Origin of the sequence: Kytococcus sedentarius DSM 20547 (assembly GCF_000023925.1) — a bacterium.
Classification (GTDB): domain Bacteria; phylum Actinomycetota; class Actinomycetes; order Actinomycetales; family Dermatophilaceae; genus Kytococcus; species Kytococcus sedentarius.
In genome coordinates, this window is sequence record NC_013169.1 from 668,352 (window position 1) to 691,743 (window position 23,392).

The 23,392-nt window shown below is 70.4% G+C and carries 19 protein-coding genes, 1 tRNA gene and 1 pseudogene; 20 read left to right on the top strand and 1 reads right to left on the bottom strand.

The window, feature by feature from the left end; all coding sequences use genetic code 11:
* Positions 1 to 56 precede the first annotated feature (56 nt).
* The 8 genes and pseudogenes from KSED_RS03255 to KSED_RS14040 form a co-directional block, all read left to right on the top strand.
* Entirely contained in the window at positions 57 to 923 is an 867-nt protein-coding gene (locus KSED_RS03255) for a hypothetical protein (RefSeq protein WP_012802153.1), read from the top strand.
* Positions 920 to 2,407 (top strand): putative type IV secretion/conjugal transfer ATPase, encoded by a 1,488-nt coding sequence (locus KSED_RS03260; protein ID WP_012802154.1) that lies wholly within the window; start codon positions 920 to 922, stop codon positions 2,405 to 2,407. The genes KSED_RS03255 and KSED_RS03260 overlap by 4 nt, the downstream gene beginning before the upstream one ends.
* Entirely contained in the window at positions 2,407 to 2,985 is a 579-nt protein-coding gene (locus tag KSED_RS03265; protein WP_041290842.1) for a hypothetical protein, read from the top strand. Before KSED_RS03260 ends, KSED_RS03265 begins: the two co-directional genes overlap by 1 nt.
* On the top strand, positions 2,982 to 4,766 hold the full coding sequence (locus tag KSED_RS03270) for a type IV secretory system conjugative DNA transfer family protein (RefSeq protein WP_012802156.1): 1,785 nt from the start codon (positions 2,982 to 2,984) through the stop codon (positions 4,764 to 4,766). The genes KSED_RS03265 and KSED_RS03270 overlap by 4 nt, the downstream gene beginning before the upstream one ends.
* Before the next feature lie 89 nt (positions 4,767 to 4,855).
* Entirely contained in the window at positions 4,856 to 5,299 is a 444-nt protein-coding gene (locus KSED_RS03275; RefSeq protein WP_012802157.1) for a single-stranded DNA-binding protein, read from the top strand.
* A 19-nt stretch (positions 5,300 to 5,318) separates the two neighbouring features.
* Entirely contained in the window at positions 5,319 to 5,942 is a 624-nt protein-coding gene (locus KSED_RS03280; protein ID WP_012802158.1) for a hypothetical protein, read from the top strand.
* Complete coding sequence (locus tag KSED_RS03285) at positions 5,942 to 6,184, top strand: hypothetical protein (protein WP_012802159.1); 243 nt, start codon at positions 5,942 to 5,944, stop codon at positions 6,182 to 6,184. The genes KSED_RS03280 and KSED_RS03285 overlap by 1 nt, the downstream gene beginning before the upstream one ends.
* 183 nt (positions 6,185 to 6,367) lie before the next feature.
* Positions 6,368 to 7,411 (top strand): annotated as a pseudogene (locus KSED_RS14040) (recombinase family protein); the annotation flags it as partial.
* A 613-nt stretch (positions 7,412 to 8,024) separates the two neighbouring features.
* On the opposite strand, the gene KSED_RS03300 reads toward KSED_RS14040, so the two are convergent.
* Positions 8,025 to 8,097: transfer RNA gene (locus KSED_RS03300), tRNA-Lys, on the bottom strand.
* Positions 8,098 to 8,207: 110 nt separating this feature from the next.
* Between KSED_RS03300 and KSED_RS03305 the strand changes: the two genes are divergently transcribed.
* The 12 genes from KSED_RS03305 to pstA all read left to right on the top strand — a co-directional run bounded on the left by KSED_RS03305 (position 8,208) and on the right by pstA (position 23,376).
* The gene (locus KSED_RS03305) at positions 8,208 to 10,349 is read left to right on the top strand and encodes a RecQ family ATP-dependent DNA helicase (RefSeq protein ID WP_012802160.1); all 2,142 of its coding nucleotides are present in this window, start codon (positions 8,208 to 8,210) and stop codon (positions 10,347 to 10,349) included.
* 102 nt (positions 10,350 to 10,451) lie between these two features.
* Positions 10,452 to 11,423 carry an ABC transporter ATP-binding protein gene (locus KSED_RS03310; protein ID WP_012802161.1) on the top strand — a complete coding sequence of 324 codons (972 nt, stop codon included), beginning with the start codon at positions 10,452 to 10,454 and terminating at the stop codon, positions 11,421 to 11,423.
* The gene (locus KSED_RS03315) at positions 11,420 to 12,349 is read left to right on the top strand and encodes an ABC transporter permease (protein WP_012802162.1); all 930 of its coding nucleotides are present in this window, start codon (positions 11,420 to 11,422) and stop codon (positions 12,347 to 12,349) included. The genes KSED_RS03310 and KSED_RS03315 overlap by 4 nt, the downstream gene beginning before the upstream one ends.
* A complete protein-coding gene (locus tag KSED_RS03320) occupies positions 12,349 to 13,272 on the top strand; it encodes an ABC transporter ATP-binding protein (protein ID WP_012802163.1) in 924 nt (307 codons plus the stop codon). Before KSED_RS03315 ends, KSED_RS03320 begins: the two co-directional genes overlap by 1 nt.
* Before the next feature lie 5 nt (positions 13,273 to 13,277).
* The gene (locus tag KSED_RS03325; RefSeq protein WP_143827335.1) at positions 13,278 to 13,988 is read left to right on the top strand and encodes an ABC transporter permease; all 711 of its coding nucleotides are present in this window, start codon (positions 13,278 to 13,280) and stop codon (positions 13,986 to 13,988) included.
* 13 nt (positions 13,989 to 14,001) lie between these two features.
* A complete protein-coding gene (locus KSED_RS03330; RefSeq protein ID WP_012802165.1) occupies positions 14,002 to 15,453 on the top strand; it encodes a purine-cytosine permease family protein in 1,452 nt (483 codons plus the stop codon).
* A complete protein-coding gene (locus KSED_RS03335) occupies positions 15,450 to 16,097 on the top strand; it encodes a cysteine hydrolase family protein (protein WP_012802166.1) in 648 nt (215 codons plus the stop codon). The genes KSED_RS03330 and KSED_RS03335 overlap by 4 nt, the downstream gene beginning before the upstream one ends.
* Before the next feature lie 76 nt (positions 16,098 to 16,173).
* Positions 16,174 to 18,849: a DEAD/DEAH box helicase gene (locus KSED_RS03340; protein WP_012802167.1), complete on the top strand. Its 2,676-nt coding sequence runs from the start codon at positions 16,174 to 16,176 to the stop codon at positions 18,847 to 18,849.
* The gene (locus KSED_RS03345) at positions 18,846 to 19,481 is read left to right on the top strand and encodes a hypothetical protein (protein ID WP_012802168.1); all 636 of its coding nucleotides are present in this window, start codon (positions 18,846 to 18,848) and stop codon (positions 19,479 to 19,481) included. The genes KSED_RS03340 and KSED_RS03345 overlap by 4 nt, the downstream gene beginning before the upstream one ends.
* A 369-nt stretch (positions 19,482 to 19,850) precedes the next feature.
* On the top strand, positions 19,851 to 21,161 hold the full coding sequence (pstS, locus tag KSED_RS03350) for a phosphate ABC transporter substrate-binding protein PstS (RefSeq protein ID WP_012802169.1): 1,311 nt from the start codon (positions 19,851 to 19,853) through the stop codon (positions 21,159 to 21,161).
* A gap of 81 nt (positions 21,162 to 21,242) precedes the next feature.
* Positions 21,243 to 22,223 (top strand): phosphate ABC transporter permease subunit PstC, encoded by a 981-nt coding sequence (pstC, locus tag KSED_RS03355; RefSeq protein WP_012802170.1) that lies wholly within the window; start codon positions 21,243 to 21,245, stop codon positions 22,221 to 22,223.
* 1 nt (position 22,224) lies between these two features.
* Positions 22,225 to 23,376, top strand: coding sequence for a phosphate ABC transporter permease PstA (pstA, locus tag KSED_RS03360; RefSeq protein ID WP_012802171.1), 1,152 nt, complete (start codon positions 22,225 to 22,227; stop codon positions 23,374 to 23,376).
* Positions 23,377 to 23,392 lie beyond the last annotated feature (16 nt).

The window sequence follows — 23,392 nt, forward strand, 5'->3', positions numbered from 1 at the left end:
CCTGAGAGTCGACCCCGGATAACCGGGGCTTTCGCGCTTGTCACAGGAGGCCGCTCATGCCCACCTACTACGACTCACTCCAGGATGCTGCCGAAGCATCCGAGGCGCTGCGCGGGCTCGCGCACGCCAGCCGCGTGTTCGACAACCCCGCCGACACCTACAGCGTGCTCGGTGACCTCCTCTCGGGCGTCCGGTCACTGCGGCAGGTGCTCGACCAGCTCGGCTCCGCGCACCTGGTACATCGCGGCCGCGCTCACGACGATGACGGTGACCACGCGATCGGGGCCGCCGAAGCCCTCGCCGCGGCAGACGACCTGCACCACGCCGGAACGCTCCTCGATGGCGTCGAGGAGCGCGGCAATGCCGCGATGACCCACTCGGGACGCATCGCCTGGCACGCCCCAACCCAGGAACTCGACCGGGAGGCCGTGTCACCGGACGAACCGCGGCGGTGGATCAGCGTCGTCTTCCTCCAAGGCGCCGAGGCCGACGAGGTGCTCGACCTCATCGACCGCGACGGCCCGGACGCGGCCATCGAGCACTTGAGGAACTGGGACTGCGGGGAGGAGACCACCGACGCGGCCCTGGAGAACGGGTACGTCTACGACGAACCACCCACCGGGCAGCTCGACCGGGTGATCACCGACGGGGACTACACCCTCACCTACAACCCGTTCATGGGGCACGTCAGCCTGCTGCGTGCGCACCCCGCCGCCATGTCCGACCCGGACCTGGATGAGACAGACGTGGTGCTCGCGCGTGAGGCCATCAGCGGCGTCGGACCGCTCGATGCGAGCACGCCGCGGACCGCGGTGACACCAGCCTCCGCGCAGACGCAGCAGGCATCCGCAGGCTTGGACCGGGATTGGTTCGCCGGGCCGGCCCGGTCCTCCGGGTCGATTGGGCGGGGGCTGTCGCTGTGAGCGCGCGGGAGAGCGAGCGGCTGCACGCATCCGTCCTCGTCGCTCCGGCCGCGGAGCGTCGCCGCCTGCGCACACAACGCCGGCAGGCTGCCGCAGCACTGCGGGCCGAGCAGCACCGGACCGAGCAGGCCGCGGCCAGGGCGAAGGCCGACGCGGAGCGCGCCGAACGACGCGCAACTACGTACCTGCCTGCCGCTGGTGAATCCGGTGCAGCCGCGCTGCGCACACCCGGCAGGTTCCGGCTCCCGCGCCACCAGGACACGTCCGCGACCCTCGCCGGTGCCTACCCGTTCGTCGCCGAAGGCGGCCTCGGCGCCGACGGCGTCTTCGTCGGCCAAGACCTCTACTCCGGCGGCTCCTTCGTCTACGACCCCTGGGTCCTCTACGCCCGCGGGATCATCACCGCCCCCAACGTCGTCCTCGCCGGCATCGTGGGCTCGGGCAAGTCCTCACTGGCGAAGTCCCTCTACACACGGTCGCTGCCGTTCGGACGCCGCGTCTACGTCCCCGGCGACCCGAAAGGCGAACACACCCCCGTCGCCAACGCAGTCGGCGGGAAGGCAATCGTCCTCGGCCACGGCCTGAACACGAGACTCAACCCCCTTGATGAAGGCCACCGGCCCACCGGGCTGTCGGATCAGGAGTGGGCCATCACGGTCGCCGCCCGCCGCCGCGACCTCATCGGCGCTCTCGCCGAGACCGTCCTGGCCCGCGGATTGACGCCCTTGGAGCACACCGCGATCGACCTCGCCCTCACCGCAGTCGTCGCAGAAAACACCGTGCCGATCCTGCCGATGGTCGTCGACCGCATCCTCACACCAGACGAGACCGCCGACGGCAGGTTGGCCGAGGACGGACGGCTCGTCGGCCATGCCCTTCGCCGCCTGGTCGCCGGTGACCTCGCCGGCCTGTTCGACGGCCCCAGCACGGTGCAGTTCGACCCCTCGCTGCCGATGATCAGCCTCGACCTGTCCCGCGTCACCGAGAACTCCACACTGATTTCGGTGCTGATGACGTGCTCGTCGGCGTGGATGGAGTCCGCACTGCTGGACCCCAACGGTGGGCAGCGGTGGGTGATCTACGACGAAGCATGGCGGCTGATGTCCCACCCCGCCTTGTTGAAACGGATGGACGCCCACTGGCGCCTCGCCCGGCATTACGGGATCGCGAACATGCTGATCTTCCACAAACTCTCCGACCTGGACAACGTCGGCGACGCCGGCTCCGCCATGCGCTCCCTCGCGAACAGCCTGCTGGCCAATGCCGAGACCCGGATCGTCTACCGGCAGGAATCTGACCAGCTCGGCCCCACCGCCCAAGCACTCGGGTTGACCGGCACCGAGCAGAAGCTCCTCCCATCGTTGGGCGTTGGGCAGGGGCTGTGGCGGATCAAGGACCGTGCGTTCGTCACCCAGCACCAGCTCCATCCCGCCGAGCTGGCACTGTTCGACACCAGCTCCCGGCTGACCTCGGGGGTGAAGTGATGACCCGCAAACACCCACGCCGCACTCGGCTGGAACCAGAGGACACGCCGGTCGTGCTGCCACACGCAGTCATTACCGTCACCGAGACCGGCGCCCTGGACGTCACCATCGACGGCAACAACGTCCCACCACCAGAGGGCGAAACGTGGACGCGGGCCACCTTCGGGCCCCTGCTGGATGTGCTGACCCAGGACCGGACGATCACGGTGCGCATCGAGGTGCACGAGAGCGACGGAACCGTGTTCACCGACGTCATCCGCGCCCGTCGCCGCACCAGGCCCGAACCGTCAGAGACCGAGGCGGAGACCGAGCGTGAGGCTGAGGACGAACGGGCCACACCGGTCAGGAGCCGCCGTAAACGCCGGCCGGACCTGGTCGAAGTGACCGGCGAGGGGTTCGTGCCCGGTGAGGACGTCGCCGCCGCAATCATCGTCTCCCACACCGATGCCACCAACACCGGCCACGCCCGCACACTCCTGGACTGGAAGCGTCTTCGATCGCTGCTGCCCGATGGCGGCGGCGAGGTGATGCTGTTCGGCCGCATCTCCGGCACGACCCACGTGCGGCGACTGCCGTGAGCACCCCGCCCGGGCGGCAGACCGGGTCGTTCGGTGACGAGCTGACCAACGCCGCCCTCATCGCCTTGGTGGGGATGTTCGGGATCGCGCTCATCCTCCGCGCCTCCGGCTCCGTCGCCGCGTTTCTCACCGGCACGCCCCACCCCGCCGCCGGTCCCGCCGCCGGGCTCGGAGTGCTGTTCAATCCCAGCGACCCCGCGGGCGCGCTCGACGCCGACGGGCTCAACCCGACCGTGTACTGGATCATCACCGCGGCGATGCTTGCCGGGCTCGTCACGGCCGGGGCGTGGGCGTGGATGCGGCTGCGCCACCATTCCCGCCGGGTCGAGACCGACCCGCGGCGCCTCGCGGGCACCGCCACGGCCCATGAGGTGACCCAGAGCGCCTCGGCGAAGGCGCTGCTCCGTCGGGCCGGGACACTGCGCCCGTCCCTCGATAAACCCGCACCCGGTGATGTCGGGTATCGGATCGGCGCGTCCAAGGGACGCGACGTGTGGGCGTCGGTGGAGGACTCGATCCTGCTCATCGGCCCCCCGCGTTCCGGCAAGGGCCTGCACATCGTGATCCCCGCGATCCTCGACGCGCCCGGCGCCGTCGTCACCACCAGCACGCGGCCGGACAACCTCACCGCCACCCTCCGCGCCCGACAACGTGGCGGCCGACCGGTCGCGGTGTTCGACCCCCAACACCTCGCCGGCGGTATCCCGGCCGGGATGCGCTGGTCACCCATCCGCGGCTGCGAGGACCCGCTCACGGCCATGATCCGCGCCACCGGCCTGTCCGCCGCCACCGGCCTGTCCGCCGGAGGGGTCGAATCCGGCGGCTTCTGGGAAGGCAAGACCCGCACCGCCCTCCAATCCCTCCTGCACGCCGCCGCCCTCGACCACCGCCCACCGGCCCAGCTGTTCCGGTGGACCCTCGACCCCTCCGCCGCCGCCGAAGCCGTCGCAATCCTCACCAACAACACCCATGCAGCCACGGGGTGGGCGGACTCCCTCGGAGCGATGATCGACGCCGACCCCAAAACCAGGGATTCGATCTGGCAAGGCGTCGCCCTCGCCCTCGGCGCCCTGGCCGACCCACGCGTCCTGGACGCCGTCTCACCCGGGTCCGGTGAGGGCTTCGACCCCGAGACCTTCATCCGCGACTGCGGCACCCTCTACCTCCTCGCTACCGGCGCCGGCGCCGGCGCATCCGCCGCCCTGGTAGCGGCGTTCGTCGAGGATCTCATCGAAACCGCCCGCAGGATTGCTGCCCGCTCACCCGGCGCCCGCCTCGACCCACCCCTATTACTTGCCCTGGACGAGATCGGCAACCTCGCACCCCTGCCCAGCCTTCCCACCTTGATGGCCGAAGGCGGGGGCACCGGCATCACCACCCTGCCCGTCCTCCAGTCCCTCGCCCAGGCACGGGACAAGTGGAACGACAATGCCGCCGGCGCGATCTGGGACGCCAGCATCGTCAAGATCATCCTCGGCGGCGCCTCCAACTCCCGCGACCTCCAAGACCTCTCTACCCTCATCGGCGAACGCGACGAATACACCGACAGCGTGACCCTCGGCGACCACGGCACCCGTTCCAACCAACGCTCCGTCCGCCGCGTCCCGATCCTTCCGCCGGACCGGATCAGGACGCTGCCGTTCGGCACCGGCGTCACCCTGCTGCGGGCCGCGCCGCCGATCGTCACCGACCTGCGTGCCTGGCCCTCCCGACCCGACGCGGCTCAGTTGAAGACCGACCGGGCCGAGGTGGAGGCACTGCTGCGCGGACCCGGCTCCTGAGCGGGGCGCGCGTAGGTGTGGCCTGCGCACCTGCCTGACATCAGCGGCTCCGACCAGCGGGGTCGCGTGAGTGTCAGGAGGACAGTCTGATGGCTATCCGCACCCAGGAGTCGTTCTCGGGGTTCATCGCCTCGGACCCGCAGCTCAGCCAGACCTCGAAGGGTGATCCTCGGTTCTACGCCCGTGTCGGCAAGGAGCACTTCCGTCGCGAGGACGATGGGTCGTTCACCCAGACCGAGACGACCTATCACCATCTGGTGATGTTCGGTCGTTCCGCTGAGCACGCGCACGCCCGGTTCGTGAAGGGCGACAACTTCATCGCCGAGGGCTACACCCGCGAGGTCAACTACGAACGAGGCGGCCAGGCGGTCGAGAGCGAAGAGTTCGTAGCCAAGAAGATCGGTCACGACGCCGCCCGTACCCGCTACGAGGTCGATCGCACCCCACGCCGGGCCGCAGAACGCGAAGCTCCAGGATTCGAGCCGCCGGCCCGGCCCACCCAGGCACCACAGTCGACGGCCATCGGCCTGTGAACGCCAGGAGCCGATCATCATGACCGACCTCACGCCTGAACCCAGCCCGATCGGCGGTGAGGGACCGGGGCTGGATGAACCGGATGTGTTCCACGGGCCGCCACACGTCAGCGACGCCGATGTGCCCGAGACACCGCACCCGGTGAACTGGAACCTGTTGTCAGCGCATGATCTGGAACAGGAATGGCTCGCGTTGAACCGGTGGGTGGACTGGCTACGTCACACCTACGGACTCCCGGCCAGCGTGGTGCCGCCGTTCTGGCACCACCACCCCGAACTGCTCTGGGAACTCTCCGCACTGCACCTGCACTGGCTGGGCGCCTACGACCCCGAGCAGAACGCCTCCGCGGCGATCGGCTGGCACCGCGACTTCGCCGACGCCCGCGCCCGCCTCCGGGACTGGGTGGCCGCATCGGGCACTCGGCTCGATCGTGACCGTCCCACCCGGCAGACCACCTGGCCCGGCGAAGACCCGGCACCGCCGGTGGAGGATGTGGCGATCGCCGACCGTGACGCCGAGTTCGTGCAGTTCGTTCAAGCTCAGGTCCGCAAACGTCAGGAGGCCGAGGACGAGTTTTACGCCAGCCTCGACGACGATCTCGATATCGATGTCGACCCAGTGACCGGGGAGGTGCGGGACTGATGGGCGGCTATGTGAAGAAGACCTACCGGCGCCGGTACGAGGACCGGTCGTTCTCGGTGCGCGCGGTCCACCGCGACCAAGCCGACCTGCACAAGCTCGCCGAGGTGCTGATCCGTCTGACCTTGCAGGAGACCGGCCGCAGCCGCGCCGACCGCAGCGCCGCCAAACCGCCGGAGACCTACCGTGACCCGACCGCATCAATCGACGCACCAGCGAGTGTCGCAGGACCGTTGGTAGAATGAAACAAGCAAAGCCTCGCGAACGCGGGGTGTTGTGGTCCTAAACCCCGCCACTGGCGGGCAACACGCACCGTGACCCCGGCCGGGTCTCGTCCTACAGCCACACCTATGGCTGCTCTCACGACCAACATCTCCTCCCAGGCATCTGGGGCGCGAGGGACGAATCGCGTGAGAGGCAAAGACCCGATGACCACCAGAACTCCTGCTGCTGATCCGGCCGCCAGCCTGGTCGACCCGCCAACCAGCACAGCTGCCATCTCCTATCTGCGGGTCTCCACCCGCGAACAGGCGTCCAAGGGCGGCACCGACGAAGGCTTCTCCATTCCCGCCCAACGCGAGGCCGTGCGTCGCAAGGCCGACCAGCTCGGTGCAACCATCATCGAGGAGTTCGTCGACGCCGGAGCCTCAGCGAAGTCCGCCGACCGGCCCGACCTGATGCGAATGATCCAATACGTCAAGGCCAACAAGGTCGCCTACTGTATCGTCCACAAAGTCGACCGGCTCGCCCGCAACCGCGCCGACGACGTGACCATCCACCTTGCCCTCCAACAGGCTGGGGTCATGTTGGTCTCGGCCACCGAGAACATCGACGAGACTCCCTCCGGCATGCTGCTGCACGGCATCATGTCGACCATCGCGGAGTTCTACTCCCGCAACCTCGCCACCGAGGTCACCAAAGGTATGACACAGAAAGCAATCGGCGGTGGCACCCTTGGCAAAGCCCCAATCGGCTACCTCAACGTCCGCCTCCGCGACGACCAGGGCCGCGAGGTCCGCACCGTCGAACTCGACCCCGAACGCGCACCCCTGATCGAGTGGGCATTCAAGGCCTACGCCTCGGGGAACTGGACCGTCAGCCAGCTTCACGACGAACTCACTTCCCGTGGCCTGGTCAGTGTCCCCACCCCGAAGCGGCCACCGAAGCCGCTCGCGGTCTCCTCCGTGCATCGACTGCTCACCAACCCCTACTACAAAGGCGATGTCGTCTACCGCGGCACCCGCTACAAGGGCACCCACCCCGTGCTCGTCCCGCCTGAGGCCTGGTACCAGGTCCAGTCCGTCCTCACTGCCCACAAGAGTGCTGCCGAGGCTACCCAGGTCCATGACCACTACCTCAAAGGCACCGTCTACTGCGGCCAGTGCGGATCCCGCCTGATCGTGTCCAACGCCAAGAATCGCCACGGCAACGTCTACTGCTACTTCGTGTGCTCCGGACGGCACTCCAAGCGCACCGCCTGCACGCGAGGGGCGATCTTGATCGAGGACGTCGAGAGGCTCATCGAGGACTACTACGCCCGCGTGCAGATCAGCCCCGCTCAGCGCGACGCTCTGTCCGGGATGCTCCACCACGAGTTCGACCGGCTCATGGCCGCCGAGACCGACGAACTCGAACGCCTGACCAAGCACCGCGACCGTCTCGAACACGAACAAGACCGGCTCATGCAAGCCCACTACGCCGACGCCGTGCCGCTGCCGGTGCTCAAACGAGAACAAGACCGCATACTCGGCGAACTCGACAGCCTCAACCGGCGCATCGACGCCCACCACGGCGACTACGCCGACGCTCGTGCCCACCTTGATGACGCATTGAACCTGCTGGCCGACTGCGCCGACATCTACCAGCGCTGCGACGACGCCAACCGGCGCCTGTGCAATCAAGCCTTCTTCACCAAGGTCTACATCGACGAAGACGGCGAGCTTCGCGTCGAGAACAACCGCCCCTTCGAGATGCTCCTCGACCCCGAAGTCAACGCCAACGCCCTCAACTGGGTTCAGGACAGCGACAAGGCCCGAACCCGAGCCAACGATTCCATTGGCAAGGGTTCGAGCCTTGTGCGTGGGGTGGGCCCCGTGGGACTCGAACCCACAACCTACGGATTAAAAGTCCGCAGCTCTGCCAATTGAGCTAGAGGCCCCTGGCGCCCCGGGTCGTGCCGGGCCGCAGGGCGCAAGTCTAGCTGCGGTGGTCGTGCCGCCTGTGGACGGAGCGCGGTGGTTGTCGGCGCCGATTGAGAGGGTGGTCCCCATGACGACCCCCGATGCCGTGAACCTCCCCGACCGTGCCCTGGGCGCCCTGCGCCGGCTGGTGGGGCGTGAGGACGTCGAGTTCCGCGGCGGGCAGCTCGAGGCCGTCGAGTCCTTGGTCTCCGACCGCGCCCGCGTGCTGGTCGTGCAACGCACCGGGTGGGGCAAGTCGGCGGTGTACTTCGTGGCCACGGCGCTGCGGCGCGAGCAGGGCGCCGGCCCCACCATCATCGTCTCGCCCCTGTTGGCCCTGATGCGCGACCAGATCGCCGCCGCGGGCCGCGCCGGGGTGCGGGCGGTGACCATGAACTCCGCCAACGCCACCGAGTGGGACGAGGTGCGCGCCGCCCTGGACGCCGATGAGGTGGACGTCCTGCTCGTGAGCCCGGAACGCCTCAACAACCCCCGGTTCCGCGCCGAGCAGCTGCCCGAGCTCTCCCGTCGGTGCGGTCTGCTCGTGGTCGACGAGGCCCACTGCATCAGCGACTGGGGGCACGACTTCCGGCCCGACTACCGGCGCATCCGCACCTTGTTGTCCGAGCTGCCCCAGGACACCCCGGTGCTCGCCACCACGGCCACGGCCAACGAGCGCGTGGTGCACGACGTCGTGGAGCAGCTGTCGGCCGGCCCGTCCGGTCGTCGTCACGAGGTGAGCACGATCCGCGGCGGGTTGGCCCGGGACTCCCTGCGGCTGGGCGTCCTGCTGGGACCGGAGGGGCGGCCGCTCACTCCCGAGCAGCGCCTCGGCTGGATGACGGCGCACCTGTCCGAGCTGCCGGGCTCCGGCATCGTGTACTGCCTGACCGTCTCCGCCGCCGAGGACGTGGCAGCAGCCCTGTCGGCGGCGGGACACCGGGTGGCCGCCTACACCGGCCGCACGGACACCGACGAGCGGGAGCGGCTGGAGACCGCGCTGCGCGACAACCAGGTGAAGGCTCTGGTGGCCACGTCCGCGTTGGGGATGGGCTTCGACAAGCCGGACCTCGGGTTCGTGGTGCACCTGGGCGCACCCAGCTCCCCGGTGGCCTACTACCAGCAGGTGGGGCGCGCGGGCCGTGCCACCGAGCGCGCGGACGTGGTGCTGCTGCCCGGCAGCGAGGACCGGGACATCTGGCGCTACTTCGCCACGGTGTCCATGCCGCGACAGGAGCAGGCCGATGCGGTGCTGACCGCCCTGGCGGGGGCGGGCAAGCCACTGTCCACCCCCGCCCTGGAGACGTTGGTGGACGTCCGGCGCACCCGGCTCGAGCTGCTGCTCAAGGTGCTGGACGTGGACGGCGCGGTCACGAAGGTGCCCGGCGGGTGGACCGCCACCGGCCAACAGTGGACCTACGACGCCGAGCGCTACGCCCGTGTGGCCGAGGCCCGGGAACGCGAGGCGGCCCTGATGGAGGAGTACCAGGCGGGGGCCGGGTGCCGCATGCAGTTCCTGCAGCGGACCCTCGACGACCCCACGGCCGCCGTCTGCGGGCGGTGCGACACCTGCGCCGGGACGTGGTTCCCCACCGGCGTGCCGCAGGAGGCCATCGACGGCGCGCGGAGCCAGCTCGGGGGCACCGGGGTGGTCATCGAGCCGCGGGCCCAGTGGCCCAGCGGCATGAACCGGCTCGGTGTCGAGGCCTCCGGGCGCATCCCCGCCGAGGAGCAGCTCCGGCCGGGACGCGCCCTGGCACGCCTGAGCGACCTCGGGTGGGGGCAGCGCCTGCGGCAGGTGCTGGCGGCCGACCCTCCCGCCGAGGACGACCTCGTGCGCGCGGTGGTGCTCCTGCTGGCGGACTGGGACTGGGCCGAGCGGCCGGTCGGAGTGGTGGCCATGCCCTCCCGCAGGCGCCCGCAGTTGGTGGGCTCGCTGGCCGAGCGGCTGAGCACGATCGGGCGCCTGCCCCTGCTGGGGACCCTGGACCTGGTGGACGGCGGGCCGGTCGGGGAGCCGGGGGGCAACAGCGCCTTCCGCCTCGCCGGGGTCTGGGACCGGTTGGCCGTGGGACCGGAGCTGGGCGGCCGGCTGCAGGGCCTGTCCGGCCCGGTGCTGCTGGTCGACGACCTGGTGGACTCCCGGTGGAGCCTCACCGTCGCGGGCCGGGCGCTGCGCCGCGCCGGGGCCCCGGGCGTGCTGCCGCTCGCGCTCGCCGTGGAGGGATGACGCCCCCAGCAGCGGGACGCACCCCCTGGGGAGCGGTCGGCGGCGCCGTCCTCGGACCACGGGATGAGGCCGTGGAGCCGCTCAGGTTCTTACGGTTGCCCCATGGACGTGTGGAGCACCCAAGGGCTCACCAAGAGATTCGGCACCTTCACGGCGGTGAGCGACCTGACGCTCTCGGTCGGCGAGGGTGTCACCGGCGTGGTCGGACACAACGGGGCGGGCAAGTCGACGCTGATCCGCATGCTGCTGGGGCTGGAGCCACCCACCTCCGGGACGGCCACCATCTTCGGCATCGACGCCACGCAGAACCCGCTCGAGGCCCGTGCCCGGGTGGGGTTCATGCCGGAGTACGACTGCATGCCGCCGGACGTCAGCGCCGCGCAGTCGATCATGCACTTCGGCCGCATCTCCGGCCTGCCCCGGGACATCGCCCGTGAGCGGGCCTCGGACGTGCTGCGGCACGTGGGCCTCGACGAGGCACGCCACCGCCCGGTCGGCACCTACTCCACCGGCATGAAGCAGCGCGCCAAGCTCGCGCAGGCCCTGGTGCACGACCCGGACCTGATCATGCTCGATGAACCCACGAACGGGCTCGACCCCTCCGGCCGGGACGAGATGCTCGGCCTGATCCAGCGCATCGGGCACGAGTTCGGCATCTCCGTGCTGGTCACCTCCCACCTGCTCGGTGAGCTGGAGCGCATCTGCGACCACGTCGTCGTCCTGGACGGCGGCCGGTTGGTCACCTCCTCGTCCATCTCCGACCTGACGGCAGACACGGGCGCGCTGGAGGTGGAGGTCATCGGCACCGACGAGCGGTCGCCCGCACCGCAGCTGATCGCCGCGCTGCACTGCCGCGGCATCGAGGCCGGGCGCAGCGGCGGGATGGTGATCATCCCGCAGGCCTCGGACGAGGCCCGCGCCGCCGTGGTCGAGCTCTGCGCCGACAACGGCTGGGGGCTGTCCCGCATGACGGGTTCGCGCCACCAGCTCTCCGAACTGTTCCTGGGCGAGGGCGACAGCCCCGAGGTGTCGCAGGGGTCCGGCGCCACGCGAGACGGGCAGGAAGCAGCATGAGCACCACACAGCAGCCGGACGAGGCCGCCACCGTGGCCACGGCCACGGGCCGCCAGCAGTCCGTCATCCACGACCTGGGCTACCGCGGCTACGACGGGCCCCGCGCCGGCCGCGGCGGGGTCCTGGGCTACCTGGTCCGCCAGGGCTACGCCTCGGCCTACGGGGTCGGGCGCACCTGGAAGGGCAAGGTCATGCCCTGGGTGTGCGTGGCCCTCATGGCGGCACCGATGCTGATCGCGGCGGCCATCATGGTCCTCATCCCCTTCGAGGGGGCCGAGCCGGTGTTCCACCCGGCACGGGTGCCCTACGCCTTCTACACGCTGGTGGCGCTGTTCGCCTCGGTGGCCGCGCCGGTGGTGTTCTCGGCCGACCTGCGCTCGCGGTCGATCGTGCACTACCTCTCCCGGCCGCTGAGTCGCCGGGACTACGTGCTCGCGCGCCTGGCCTCCCTGGTGCTGGCCCTGTTCACCCTGCAGGCCGTCGGCATCCTCATCGGCACGCTCGGGTGGTGGCTGGCCGGTGGACCGCTCGGGACCATCTGGGGCGCAGCGGGGGTCGGGGCGCTGGGCGCCCTGCTGGTCAGCCTGGCCGTCGGCGTCATCTCCGGGCTCATCGCGGCCCTCACCCCCAAGCGGGGCGTGGCCACGGCCGTCATCCTGGGTGTCCTGCTCGTGTTCAGCTCGGTGGTCGTCGCGGTCATGGAGGCCGTGCACGCCACGGGGAGCCAGTCGGGGCTGCTCGCCCGGTGGACGCCGGCGCTGAGCCCGAACACCGCCGTCGAGCGGGTGGTGGAGTGGGCGACCGGCAACGAGGAGCTCACCGCGGCCCTCGACGACGCCACGGCCGTGGGCTTCCTCGTTCTGCTCATCATCGGGTGCGTGCTGGGCCTGGTGGCCCTCATGCGCCGCTACCGGAGGGTCAACTGATGGCTACGGTCCAGATCGATGGCGCCTCCCGCTGGTTCGGGAACGTGGTCGCCGTCAACGACGTGAGCTTCGACCTGCGGCCCGGGGTCACCGGCCTGCTGGGGCCGAACGGCGCGGGCAAGTCCACCCTGATGGCGATGATCGCCGGCTTCGAGACGACCTCGGCCGGCACCATCAGCCTCGACGGGCAACCGGTGCGCCGCAACCCGGCCATCTACCGGCGCCTCGGCATGATGCCGGAGACCGAGTCGATGTACGACGAGCTGACCGGGCGGGAGTTCGTCACCGCCATGGCGCGGCTGCACAAGCTGCCCGACGCCCGGTCCGCCACCCGCAAGGCCCTGTCCGTGGTCGACCTCGAGGACGCCGCGGACCGCCGGATCGGCAAGTACTCCAAGGGCATGCGCCAGCGCATCAAGATGGCCTCGGCCCTGGTGCACGAGCCGGAGGTGCTGCTGCTCGACGAGCCCTTCAACGGCATGGACCCCGGTCAGCGGGTGCGCCTCATGGGCACGCTCCACGAGTACGCCGAGCGCGGTGCGACCGTGCTGGTCAGCAGCCACATCCTGGAGGAGGTCCAGCAGCTGGCCGGGACGATCGAGGTGATGCTCGCCGGCCGCCATCTCGCCTCGGGTGACTTCCGCAGCCTGCGGCGCCTGATGACCAACCGCCCGCACCAGTACGAGATCGTGTCCTCCGACGACCGTGCCCTGGCCTCGGCGCTGATCGCCGAGGAGGGCGCCGCCTCGGTGACGCTGGCCTCCGGCCTGCAGGACCACGTGCAGGTGCAGGTCACCGACTTCGAGGCGTTCTCCGCCCTGCTCCCGCAGGTGGCGCGCCGGCACGACATCGCCCTGCACAGTGTGCGACCCACCGACGAGTCGCTGGAGAGCGTCTTCGGCTACCTCGTGGAAGGACGGTGATGGGGATGACCATCGCGACCATGACCTGGAGGTCCCTGTCCCGCGGGTGGCGGCCCCTGCTGCTGGTGGCCCTGCCGCTCGGCGGACTCGCCCTCGCGCTGCTGCTCCGCGTCGCCTCTGGCGGGGTCGACGAGGTGATGGCCGACCAGATCGTCCGCGACCTGGCCACCGGGGTCATCGTCCCGCTGGCGGCGCTGCTGGTGGCCGTCAACGGCATCGGCAACGAGGTGGACGACTCCTCGGTGCTGCACATCCTGGCCACGCCGACCTCGCGGGCCTCCATCCTGCTGCAGAAGATGCTCGTGATCTGCGGCGTCAGCGTCCTGCTCGGGGCCCTGACGTGCGGGGGCATGGCCCTGATCATGGGGTCTCGGGAGACGACCTCCTGGCTGGTGGCCGGCGCCGTCTCGGGCCTCGCTTACGGTGCGGTCTTCACCGCGCTGAGCACCTGGGTGAAGCACGCCGTCATCATCGGCGCGCTGTACCTGGTGCTCTGGGAGGGCATGCTCATCGGCCTGGCACCGCGGGCCCGCTTCCTGAGCCTGCACCACGGGGCGCTGGCGGTCGCGGAGAAGTTCCGGGACACCCGCGCGATGGTGGACCTGACCGACCTCAGCACCATCGGGGGCGTGATGGTGCTCGGCATCGCCCTGGTGGCGGGATTCCTGCTGGCCTGGTGGGCCCTGTCGAGGATGCGCCTGGCAAAGAGTTCGTGAGACTCTTCGCACCATGAGCACCCCCCTGCCCCCGACCGGGTCGTCCCTGGTGGAGACCACCGGCTTCGAGGTGGTGGCCGAGTCGGAGCGCACGGGCAAGCCGTCCGACCTCTTCTGGCCCTGGTTCGCCGCGAACATCTCGGTCTTCGGGCTGTCCTACGGCACCTGGATCCTGGACTTCGGCATCAGCTTCCGCCAGGCCCTGCTGGTCGGCGTGCTGGGCGTGGTCGTCAGCTTCTTGCTCTGCGGGGTGGTGGCGCTGGCCGGCAAGCGCGGCTCGGCCCCCACGATGGCGCTCTCCCGCGCCCCCTTCGGCGTGCAGGGCAACAAGCTGCCGGGCGTGGTCTCGTGGTTGCTCTCCATCGGGTGGGAGACGGTGCTGGCCATCCTCGCCACGCTGGCGACGGCCACCGTCGCCGAACGCCTCGGCTGGGGCGGCGGCACCGCCACCAAGATCGCCGCGGCCCTGGTGGTCTCGGCGCTCATCATCGCCGCGGCGGTGCTGGGCTACCGCGTGATCATGCGCCTGCAGTCCATCTTCACCTGGCTCACCGGCGCCATCACCCTGCTCTACATCGTGCTGACGATCGACGAGGTGGACTTCACCGCCGTCCAGGCCATCGGTGACGGTTCCATGCAGGCCATGATCGGCGGGTTCATCATGACCATGACCGGCTTCGGCCTGGGCTGGATCAACATCGCCAGCGACTGGTCGCGCTACCTGCCGCGGTCCACCCCGGGGGGCCAGGTCGTCTTCTGGAACACCCTCGGTGGCGCCCTGGCCCCGGCGGTCCTGGTGGTCTTCGGTCTGCTGCTCGCCGGCTCGGACGAGAACCTGCGCACCGCCATCGCGGCCGACCCCATCGGGGCGCTCGCGGCGGCCCTGCCCACCTGGTTCCTGGTGCCGTTCCTGATCGCGGCCGTGCTCAGCCTGGTGAGCGGCGCGGTGCTGGGCATCTACTCCTCCGGCCTCACGCTGCTGAGCCTGGGGGTCAAGCTGCCCCGTCCGGTGGCCGCCGGCATCGATGGTGTGATCCTCACCGCCGGCACGCTGTACGTGGTGTTCGTGGCGCAGGACTTCTTCGGCCCCTTCCAGGGCTTCCTCATCACCCTCGGGGTGCCGATCGCCGCCTGGGCGGGCATCCTCATCGCCGACATCCTGGTGCGGCGCAAGGACTACGACGAGGCCGCGCTCTTCGACGCGCGGGGGCGCTACGGCGCGGTCGCCTGGGGTCCGGTCCTGCTGATGCTGGCCGCCTCGGTCATCGGCTGGGGCCTGGTCACCAACTCCTACGCCGAGTGGCTGGCCTGGCAGGGGTACCTGCTGGAGCCGCTGGGGCTGGGCGGCAAGGAGGGGGCATGGGCCTGGTCCAACCTCGGGGTGCTCGTGGCGCTGGCCCTGGGTTTCCTGGGCTACCTGCTGCTGGGCACGCCCCGGGTGCGTCGACAGGAGGCGGGCCAGTGACCGCCGGCACCGAGGGGTCCGGCGAGGACCTCGCCACGGAGTCCACGGAGGACCTGACCGAGGAACTCGAGGAGGACCTCGCCGCGATGGGGGTGGCCCCCGAGCCGTGGCTGGTCGTCATCGACCCGCAGACCCTCTTCGCCGACTCTGCGGCCAGCCCCTGGGGCTCGCCGATGTTCGCCGACGTGGTGGCCACCATCCGACGCCTCGTCGACGCCCACCCGGGCCGCGTGGTGATCACCCGGTTCGTCGCCGACGAGGAGCCCACCGGCTCGTGGGTGCCCTACTACCGCGAGTGGCCCTTCGCGCAGGTGCCGGACGCCGACCCCCTCTACGCGGTCGTGCCGGAGCTCGCGGACGTGGACGCCCTGGTGGTCACCGAGCCGACCTTCGGCAAGTGGCGCGACATGCTCCAGGCCGTGGTGGGGGAGACCCCGCACCTGCGGCTGGCCGGGGTGGCGACGGACTGCTGCGTCATCGCCACCGCCCTGCCCGCCGCGGACGACGGCGCCTTCGTGGAGGTGGTCACCGACGCGTGCGCGGGATCGACCCCGGAGAACCATGCGCTCGCCCTGCAGCAGATGGCGCTCTTCGCCCCGCAGGTCACGCAGGTCACCGCCGCGCAGGTCCTCGACCCCTCCTGACCGATGGGGGGAGCCGCGCCGTCCGGTGTGGCCGTCTCGGTCGGCGGGATGTCGGTCGGTGGGATGATGGGCGGCGATGACCCCCGACGCCGCCCCTGATGCCGTGACCCCCGACGACCTGCCCGGGCCCCCGCCGGTGCGCCCCCTCATCGACCGGCTGCCGGCGAGCACCTCGGCCGACGGCGCGGACCTGCACGAGGCCTTCGTCCAGTGGGCCACGGACTCCGGCACCACGCTGTACCCGCACCAGGACGAGGCGGCGTTCGAGCTCGCGGCCGGCAGCAACGTCATCCTCGCCACGCCGACCGGGTCGGGGAAGTCGCTGGTGGGGGTGGCCGGGCACTTCGTGGCCCTCTCCCAGGACAAGGTGTCCTTCTACACCGCGCCGCTGAAGGCCCTGGTGAGCGAGAAGTTCTTCGCCCTGGTGGACGTCTTCGGCGCCGAGAACGTCGGCATGATGACAGGCGATGCGGCAGTGAACCCCGACGCGCCGATCATCGCCTGCACCGCGGAGATCCTCGCAAACCTCGCTCTGCGCGAGGGGGCGGCGGCGGACGTCGGTCTGGTGGTCATGGACGAGTTCCACTTCTACTCCGAGCCGGACCGCGGGTGGGCCTGGCAGGTGCCGCTGCTGGAGCTGCCGCAGGCCCAGTTCCTGCTGATGAGTGCCACTCTCGGCGACGTGTCGGCCTTCCAGGAGGACCTCACCCGCCGCACGGGCCGTCCCACGGCCGTGGTGGCCACCGCCGAGCGCCCGGTGCCGCTGAGCTTCGAGTGGCGGATGACGCCGCTGGAGGAGACGCTCGAGGAGCTGCTCACCACCCACCAGGCGCCGGTCTACGTCGTGCACTTCTCGCAGAAGCAGGCGGTCGAGGGGGCGCTGGCGCTCAGCGGCACGGTGAAGCTCAGCCGGGAGCAGAAGGACCGGCTGGCGGAGCGGCTGGTGGACGTGCGCTTCTCCTCCGGTTTCGGCAAGACGCTCAAGACCCTGCTGCGGCAGGGCATCGGTGTGCACCACGCCGGCATGCTGCCGCGCTACCGACGCCTCGTGGAGCAGCTGGCCCAGGCCGGCCTGCTCCAGGTCATCGCGGGCACCGACACCCTCGGGGTGGGCATCAACGTCCCCATTCGCACGGTGCTGTTCACGGGCCTGGCCAAGTTCGACGGCACCCGCATGCGCGTCCTGAAGGCCCGCGAATTCCACCAGATCGCCGGCCGGGCCGGGCGGGCCGGGTTCGACACCTCCGGGCACGTCGTCGCCCAGGCCCCGCCACACGTCATCGAGAACGCGAAGGCGGAGGAGAAGGCGGGGGACGACCCCAAGAAGCGGCGCAAGCTGGTGCGCAAGCAGCCGCCCGAGGGCTTCATCAGCTGGACCGAGGAGACCTTCACCAAGCTCATCGGGGCCGACCCCGAGCCGCTGGCCAGCCGGATGCGGGTCACGCACGGCACGCTGCTGAACGTCATCCAGCGCCCGGGGGAGCCCGGGGAGGCCTGGCGCACCATGCGCCGCCTGGTCGGCGACAACCACGAGACGCCCGCCGCACGGCGCAAGCTGGCGCGTCGCAGCATCGAGCTCTACCGGGGCCTGCGCGATGCCGGGGTGGTCAGCCAGGTGCGTGACGAGCACACCGGCGCCACCTCCATCCGCCTGGCCGAGGGGGTGGCCGACGACTTCGCGCTGAACCAGCCGTTGGCCCCCTTCGCGGTGGCGGCGATGGAGGTACTGGACCCCGAGGCGCCCTCCCACGCATTGGACGTGGTGAGCGTCATCGAGTCCGTCCTGGATGACCCACGTCCGGTGCTGGTGCAGCAGCAGTTCAAGGCGCGGGGTGAGGCCGTCGCGGAGATGAAGGCCGACGGCATCGAGTACACCGAGCGCATGAACCGGCTGGAGGAGATCACCTGGCCCAAGCCGTTGGAGGAGCTGCTGGACGGCACGCTGGAGATCTACCGCCAGTCCCACCCGTGGGTGGCCTTCGAGGAGCTCTCGCCCAAGTCGGTGGTGCGGGACATGTTCGAGAAGGGCGCCTCCTTCGGGGAGTACGTGCGCTTCTACGACCTGGCCCGGGCCGAGGGGGCGCTGCTGCGCTATCTCTCGGACGCCTGGCGCACGCTGCGACACACGGTGCCGGAGCATGCCCGCACCGAGGCCGTGGAGGAGATCATCGAGTGGCTGGGCGAGGTGATCCGCCAGACGGACTCCTCGCTGGTGGACGAGTGGACCCTGCTGGCCGGTGGCGTGGTGCCCGACCGGGAGGCCCAGGAGGTGCGACCCGCGCACGGGGTGCAGGGCGTGACCGCCAACGAGAAGGCCTTCCGGGTGATGGTGCGCACCGCGATGTTCCGCCGCGTGGAGCTCGTGGCCTACGACCGCTACGGACAGCTGGGGGAGCTGGAGCAAGCGGTGGCGCAGCTGTCCGAGCCGCCGGCGAGGGTGGTGATGGACGCTGCCGCCTGGGACGAGGCCCTGGCGGCCTACTACGACGAGTACGAGGACGTCGGCATCGGCCCCACGGCCCGCGCGGCAGAGCTCTTCCAGGTGGACACCGACCCCGATGACGCGACGCTGGACGCGCTGCCCGAGGGCGTGCTCCACGGTGAGCGGGCCTGGCTGGTGCAGCAGGTGATCGAGGACGCCCGCGGCGATCACGACTGGCGCATCACCGCCGTGGTCGACCTGGACGCCAGCGACGAGCTGGGCGAGGCCGTCGTGCGTGCGGTCTCGATGGGGCCCGCGGGGCAGGCATGAGCGACCGCCCGCGCCGCCCGGCCCTTCGGGCGCCCTGGCAGCTCGACCAGCAGGTGGGCGGGAGCGATCCGGCCGATGCGGTGGAGCTCAGCCACACGACCGCCCAGGTCCTGGTCCACCGTGGCCGGGCCGCGGACGACCCTGAGGTCACGCGACGCCTGGTGGAGCTGGTGGACGACCTGGGGCTGGACGCCCTGGCGCTGCTGTGGGCCGACCGCCCGGCGCGCTCGCTGCCGGGGGTGCTGTGGCGCCTCTACGCCCTGCGGCAGTGGGTGGCCTCCCGTCCCCAGGGGGCGGCGCGGGAGTACCGCGACGGGGTGCTCGCCGCGGAGGTCTCGCACGCGGTGGCCGGGGTGGTCGACCCTCCCGGTCCGCAGGAGGTGCACGACCTGGTCGATGCGGTGCTCCACGGGGTGTACGCCGGCGACCTGGCCGTCGCATTGGAGCGGGCGGCGGCGTTCTGCCGTGTGGTGAGCGCTGGTCGGGGGGCGCAGGACGCTCCGCGCAGTGAGCCGGTTCACCCCGGCGGGGTCGCGCGGGACGAGGGTGCCCGCCGCGGCCTGGCGCTGCTGGACACGGCAGCCGACCTCTCGGCCGGAGCGGTCCTGTGGCGGGCGGGACAGCTCGTCTGAACGTGCGGGAATGTGCTGCCAGGGCGTACCGTTGACCCTCGAGCGCACCGACCCGTCGGTAGCCCCGGGCTCCACCCTTCGCCGCCACGAGCGGCCGCACGCCGAGAGGCGCTCCACGGGTCGGTGCGCTTTCTCGTGCGCAGGCGCCCGGCCCCGCTGGTCTTCGACAATCGCTGAATACCGCCAGCTTGTTGCCCCTGTCACGCGGTGCACGAGACCTTCCACAACTGTTCACTCGGAGTTCACCCAAAGTGGCCTGCGGCCCCGCTTGCGGGACCTACGGTGGGGCATGCGCCCGATCAGGGCCGCGGTCTGCAGCGTCACCCGCAGCGGACCACCTCCCCGAGCACCTCGTGAAAGGTCCCTCTCGTGAAGCTCAACCGCTTTGGTTCCGTGGTCGCCCTCGCGGCCGCCTCCTCCCTGACCCTCGCTGCCTGTGGCGGCGACTCCGAGGGTGAGGAGTCGTCCGAGACCACGACCTCCGAGTCCGGCGACGAGTCCGCCCCGGCCGAGTCCGAGTCCGGCGACGAGTCCGCCCCGGCCGAGTCCGAGTCCGGCGAGGAGTCCTCCCCGGCCGAGTCCGAGTCCGGCGAGGAGTCCTCCCCGGCCGAGTCCGAGTCCGGCGACGAGTCCTCCCCGGCCGAGTCCGAGTCCGGCGACGACGACGCCGCTGCGGGCTCCTACCCCGCCTACTCCAAGACCGAGGGCCTCTCGGGCGGCCTCAAGGGTGTGGGTTCCTCCGCCCAGGAGGCCGCTGTGAAGGCCTGGGTCGCCGGCTACAACGAGCAGGGCCCGGGTGTCACCGTCAACTACTCGCCCGACGGTTCCGGTGCGGGTCAGGAGCAGTTCCTGGGCGGCGCGACCCCGTGGGCCGGTTCCGACGTGGCCCTGGACGACGAGCAGATGGAGAAGGCCACGGAGGTGTGTGGCCCCGATGGCGCCATGAACCTGCCGGCCTACATCTCCCCGATCGCCATCCCGTTCAACCTGCCGGGCGTGGACGAGCTGAACCTCAAGCCCGAGACCATCGCCAAGATCTTCAACGGCGACATCGAGAAGTGGAACGACGAGGCCATCGCGGCCGACAACGAGGGCGTGGACCTCCCCGACGAGGAGATCACCGTCGTCTTCCGCTCGGACGAGTCCGGCACCACCGCCAACTTCCAGGACTACCTGAAGGAGGCTGCGGGCGACGCTTGGCCGCACGAGCCCAGCAAGGAGTTCCCCGGCGACGGCGAGGGCGCTGCCAAGACCTCCGGTGTCGTGAACGTCGTGAGCAGCACCGAGTACACCATCGGGTACGCCGACGCCTCGGCCATCGGTGGGCTGAACTCGGTCAAGGTCGGCGTGGGCGAGGAGTTCGTGGGCTACTCCCCGGAGGCCGCCGCCAAGGTGGTCGACGGTTCCGAGGTCATGGAGGGCCGCCCGGAGGGTGACCTGGCCATGGACCTGAACCGTGAGGTCGAGGGCTCCTACCCGGTCGTGCTGGTGACCTACGAGATCGTCTGCACCGAGTACGAGAACAAGGAGGACGCCGACCGCGTGAAGGACTTCATGTCCTACGTCATCTCCGAGGAGGCGCAGAAGCGCGCCGCCGACGACGCCGGTTCGGCCCCGATCAGCCCCGAGACCGCGGAGCAGATCGCCACGTCGCTGGAGAAGATCTCGGCCAAGGGCTGAGCTCCCCACCATGTGTGAAGGGGCCGTGCCACAGGGCGCGGCCCCTTCACACGGCCCCTCGCACTCTCACCGGAGGTGACCATGGCAGCAACGAACGGCCCGTCCGCGGACGGAGCCACCTCGCTCTCGACGGACCCGGGCCCCCCGGCGCCTGCGACCGAGTCGAACCCGACCCGGGGCGCGAGCACCGGCCGGCTGGGCGACAAGATCTTCTCCGGCCTCTCGATCGGCTCGGGCGCCCTGATCGCCGTGACCCTGGCCCTGGTCGCGATCTTCCTGCTCATGGAGGCGTGGCCGGCGCTGAAGCAGGCCAGTGAGATCGGTGACGAGGGCTTCTGGATGCTGGCGGCCAACCTGCTGGGCGGCACGCTCCTGGCCTCCGCCATCGCCATGGTCATCGCCGTGCCCGTCGCGGTCGGCATCGCGCTGTTCATCTCCCACTACGCGCCGCCGCGGCTGAGCAAGTCGATCGCGTTCGTGATCGACTTGCTGGCCGCGATCCCCTCGGTGATCTTCGGCCTGTGGGGTTACCTGACCTTCGCGCCCTTCCTGGTGCCGTTGTTCGAGTGGCTCGAGGACAACCTCGGGTTCATCCCGCTGTTCGAGGACGCCTCGCGCACCGGTCGCGTCCTGCTCACCGCATCGATCGTGCTGGCCATCATGATCCTGCCGATCATCACCTCGGTGGCGCGTGACGTCTTCCAGCAGGTCCCCCGCGGGCACGAGGAGGCCTCCCTCGCCCTCGGCGCCACCAAGTGGGAGATGATCAAGCAGGCGGTCCTGCCCTTCGGCTGGCCCGGCGTCGTGGGTGGCGCCATGCTCGGTCTGGGCCGCGCGCTGGGAGAGACCATGGCCGTCGCCATGATCCTGGCCCCCAAGGACGAGTTCCAGTGGAACATCATCGGCAGCGGCAACTTCCCCATCCCGGCGTACATCGCCCTGAACTTCCCGGATGCCACCGGTCTCAAGGTGAGCACCCTCATCGCGCTCGGTCTGGTGCTGTTCGTCCTGACCCTTGCCGTGAACCTGGTGGCCCGCGCCATCGTAGAGCGGAGGAGCTGACATGACCCTCTCCCCAGTCCAGGCGGACCACGGACCCACGCACGAGGCCGACCGCGGCCCGGACATGCCGGAGCTGCAGCGCAACACCATCCACCCGGCCTCCAAGACCCTCTGGATGGGCCTGCTGGCCGCCAGCGCGGTGGTCGGTGGCCTGATCACCTGGCTCATCGGGTGGAACATCGCCCTGTTCGTCGTGGTCACGATCGTCGTCTTCATGCTGGCGGTCTACATCGGCTACCGCGTGACGGCGGGACACCGCCAGGGGCTCGACCAGGTCGTGCGGGCGCTGGTCTACCTCGCCTTCGCCCTGGCCGTGATCCCGCTGATCTGGCTGCTGTGGACGGTGTTCTCCAACGCCATCCCGCCGCTGCTGGGCAACCTGCAGGTCTTCACCCAGGACATGTACGGCATCTCCGGTGACGTGGACGAGGCGCGCGTCACCGAGGGCGCCGAGATCGTCGGCGGCATGAAGCACGCCCTGATCGGCACGCTCATGATCACCGTGATCGCCTCGATCATCTCCATCCCGGTCGGCCTCATGGCCGCCATCTACCTGGTGGAGTACGGCACGAACGGCTGGTTCAGCCGCACGCTGCGCTTCCTGGTCGACGTGATGACCGGCATCCCGTCCATCGTCGCCGGTCTGTTCGCCTACGCCCTGTTCTCGATGATCTTCGGCCCCGGCACCAAGTTCGGGTTCGCCGGCGCCATCGCGCTGAGCGTGCTGATGATCCCGATCGTGGTGCGCAACTCCGAAGAGATGCTGCGGGTCGTCTCGCGTGACCTGCGCGAGTCCGCGCTGGCGCTCGGTGTGCCCAAGTGGCGGGTGATCACCAAGATCGTGCTGCCCACCGCGGTCGCCGGCCTGATGTCGAGTGTCTTCCTGGGCGTCGCCCGCGTCATCGGCGAGACCGCCCCGCTGTTGGTGGCGGCCGGCTACAACGCCGCCACCAACTGGAACCCCTTCGAGGGCCCGATGAACTCGCTGGCCTTCTACGCCTACCAGCTGTTCCAGTACCCCCTGAACCCCGGATATCGTGAGGTGAGTGACGAGCGGTCCTGGATCGCGGTCTTCGTGCTCGTCATGCTCGTGCTCACCCTGAACCTGATTGCCCGGCTCGTCGCCGCCGCCCTGGCACCGAAGAAGAGCTGACCCCCGAGGAGTGTGT

Coding starts and splice junctions, on each gene's coding strand:
- KSED_RS03255 (WP_012802153.1), top strand. CDS start 57: ATGCCCACCTACTACGACTCACTCCAGGATGCTGCCGAAGCATCCGAG.
- KSED_RS03265 (WP_041290842.1), top strand. CDS start 2,407: ATGACCCGCAAACACCCACGCCGCACTCGGCTGGAACCAGAGGACACG.
- KSED_RS03275 (WP_012802157.1), top strand. CDS start 4,856: ATGGCTATCCGCACCCAGGAGTCGTTCTCGGGGTTCATCGCCTCGGAC.
- KSED_RS03280 (WP_012802158.1), top strand. CDS start 5,319: ATGACCGACCTCACGCCTGAACCCAGCCCGATCGGCGGTGAGGGACCG.
- KSED_RS03285 (WP_012802159.1), top strand. CDS start 5,942: ATGGGCGGCTATGTGAAGAAGACCTACCGGCGCCGGTACGAGGACCGG.
- KSED_RS03305 (WP_012802160.1), top strand. CDS start 8,208: ATGACGACCCCCGATGCCGTGAACCTCCCCGACCGTGCCCTGGGCGCC.
- KSED_RS03310 (WP_012802161.1), top strand. CDS start 10,452: ATGGACGTGTGGAGCACCCAAGGGCTCACCAAGAGATTCGGCACCTTC.
- KSED_RS03315 (WP_012802162.1), top strand. CDS start 11,420: ATGAGCACCACACAGCAGCCGGACGAGGCCGCCACCGTGGCCACGGCC.
- KSED_RS03320 (WP_012802163.1), top strand. CDS start 12,349: ATGGCTACGGTCCAGATCGATGGCGCCTCCCGCTGGTTCGGGAACGTG.
- KSED_RS03325 (WP_143827335.1), top strand. CDS start 13,278: ATGACCATCGCGACCATGACCTGGAGGTCCCTGTCCCGCGGGTGGCGG.
- KSED_RS03330 (WP_012802165.1), top strand. CDS start 14,002: ATGAGCACCCCCCTGCCCCCGACCGGGTCGTCCCTGGTGGAGACCACC.
- KSED_RS03340 (WP_012802167.1), top strand. CDS start 16,174: ATGACCCCCGACGCCGCCCCTGATGCCGTGACCCCCGACGACCTGCCC.
- KSED_RS03345 (WP_012802168.1), top strand. CDS start 18,846: ATGAGCGACCGCCCGCGCCGCCCGGCCCTTCGGGCGCCCTGGCAGCTC.
- pstC (WP_012802170.1), top strand. CDS start 21,243: ATGGCAGCAACGAACGGCCCGTCCGCGGACGGAGCCACCTCGCTCTCG.
- pstA (WP_012802171.1), top strand. CDS start 22,225: ATGACCCTCTCCCCAGTCCAGGCGGACCACGGACCCACGCACGAGGCC.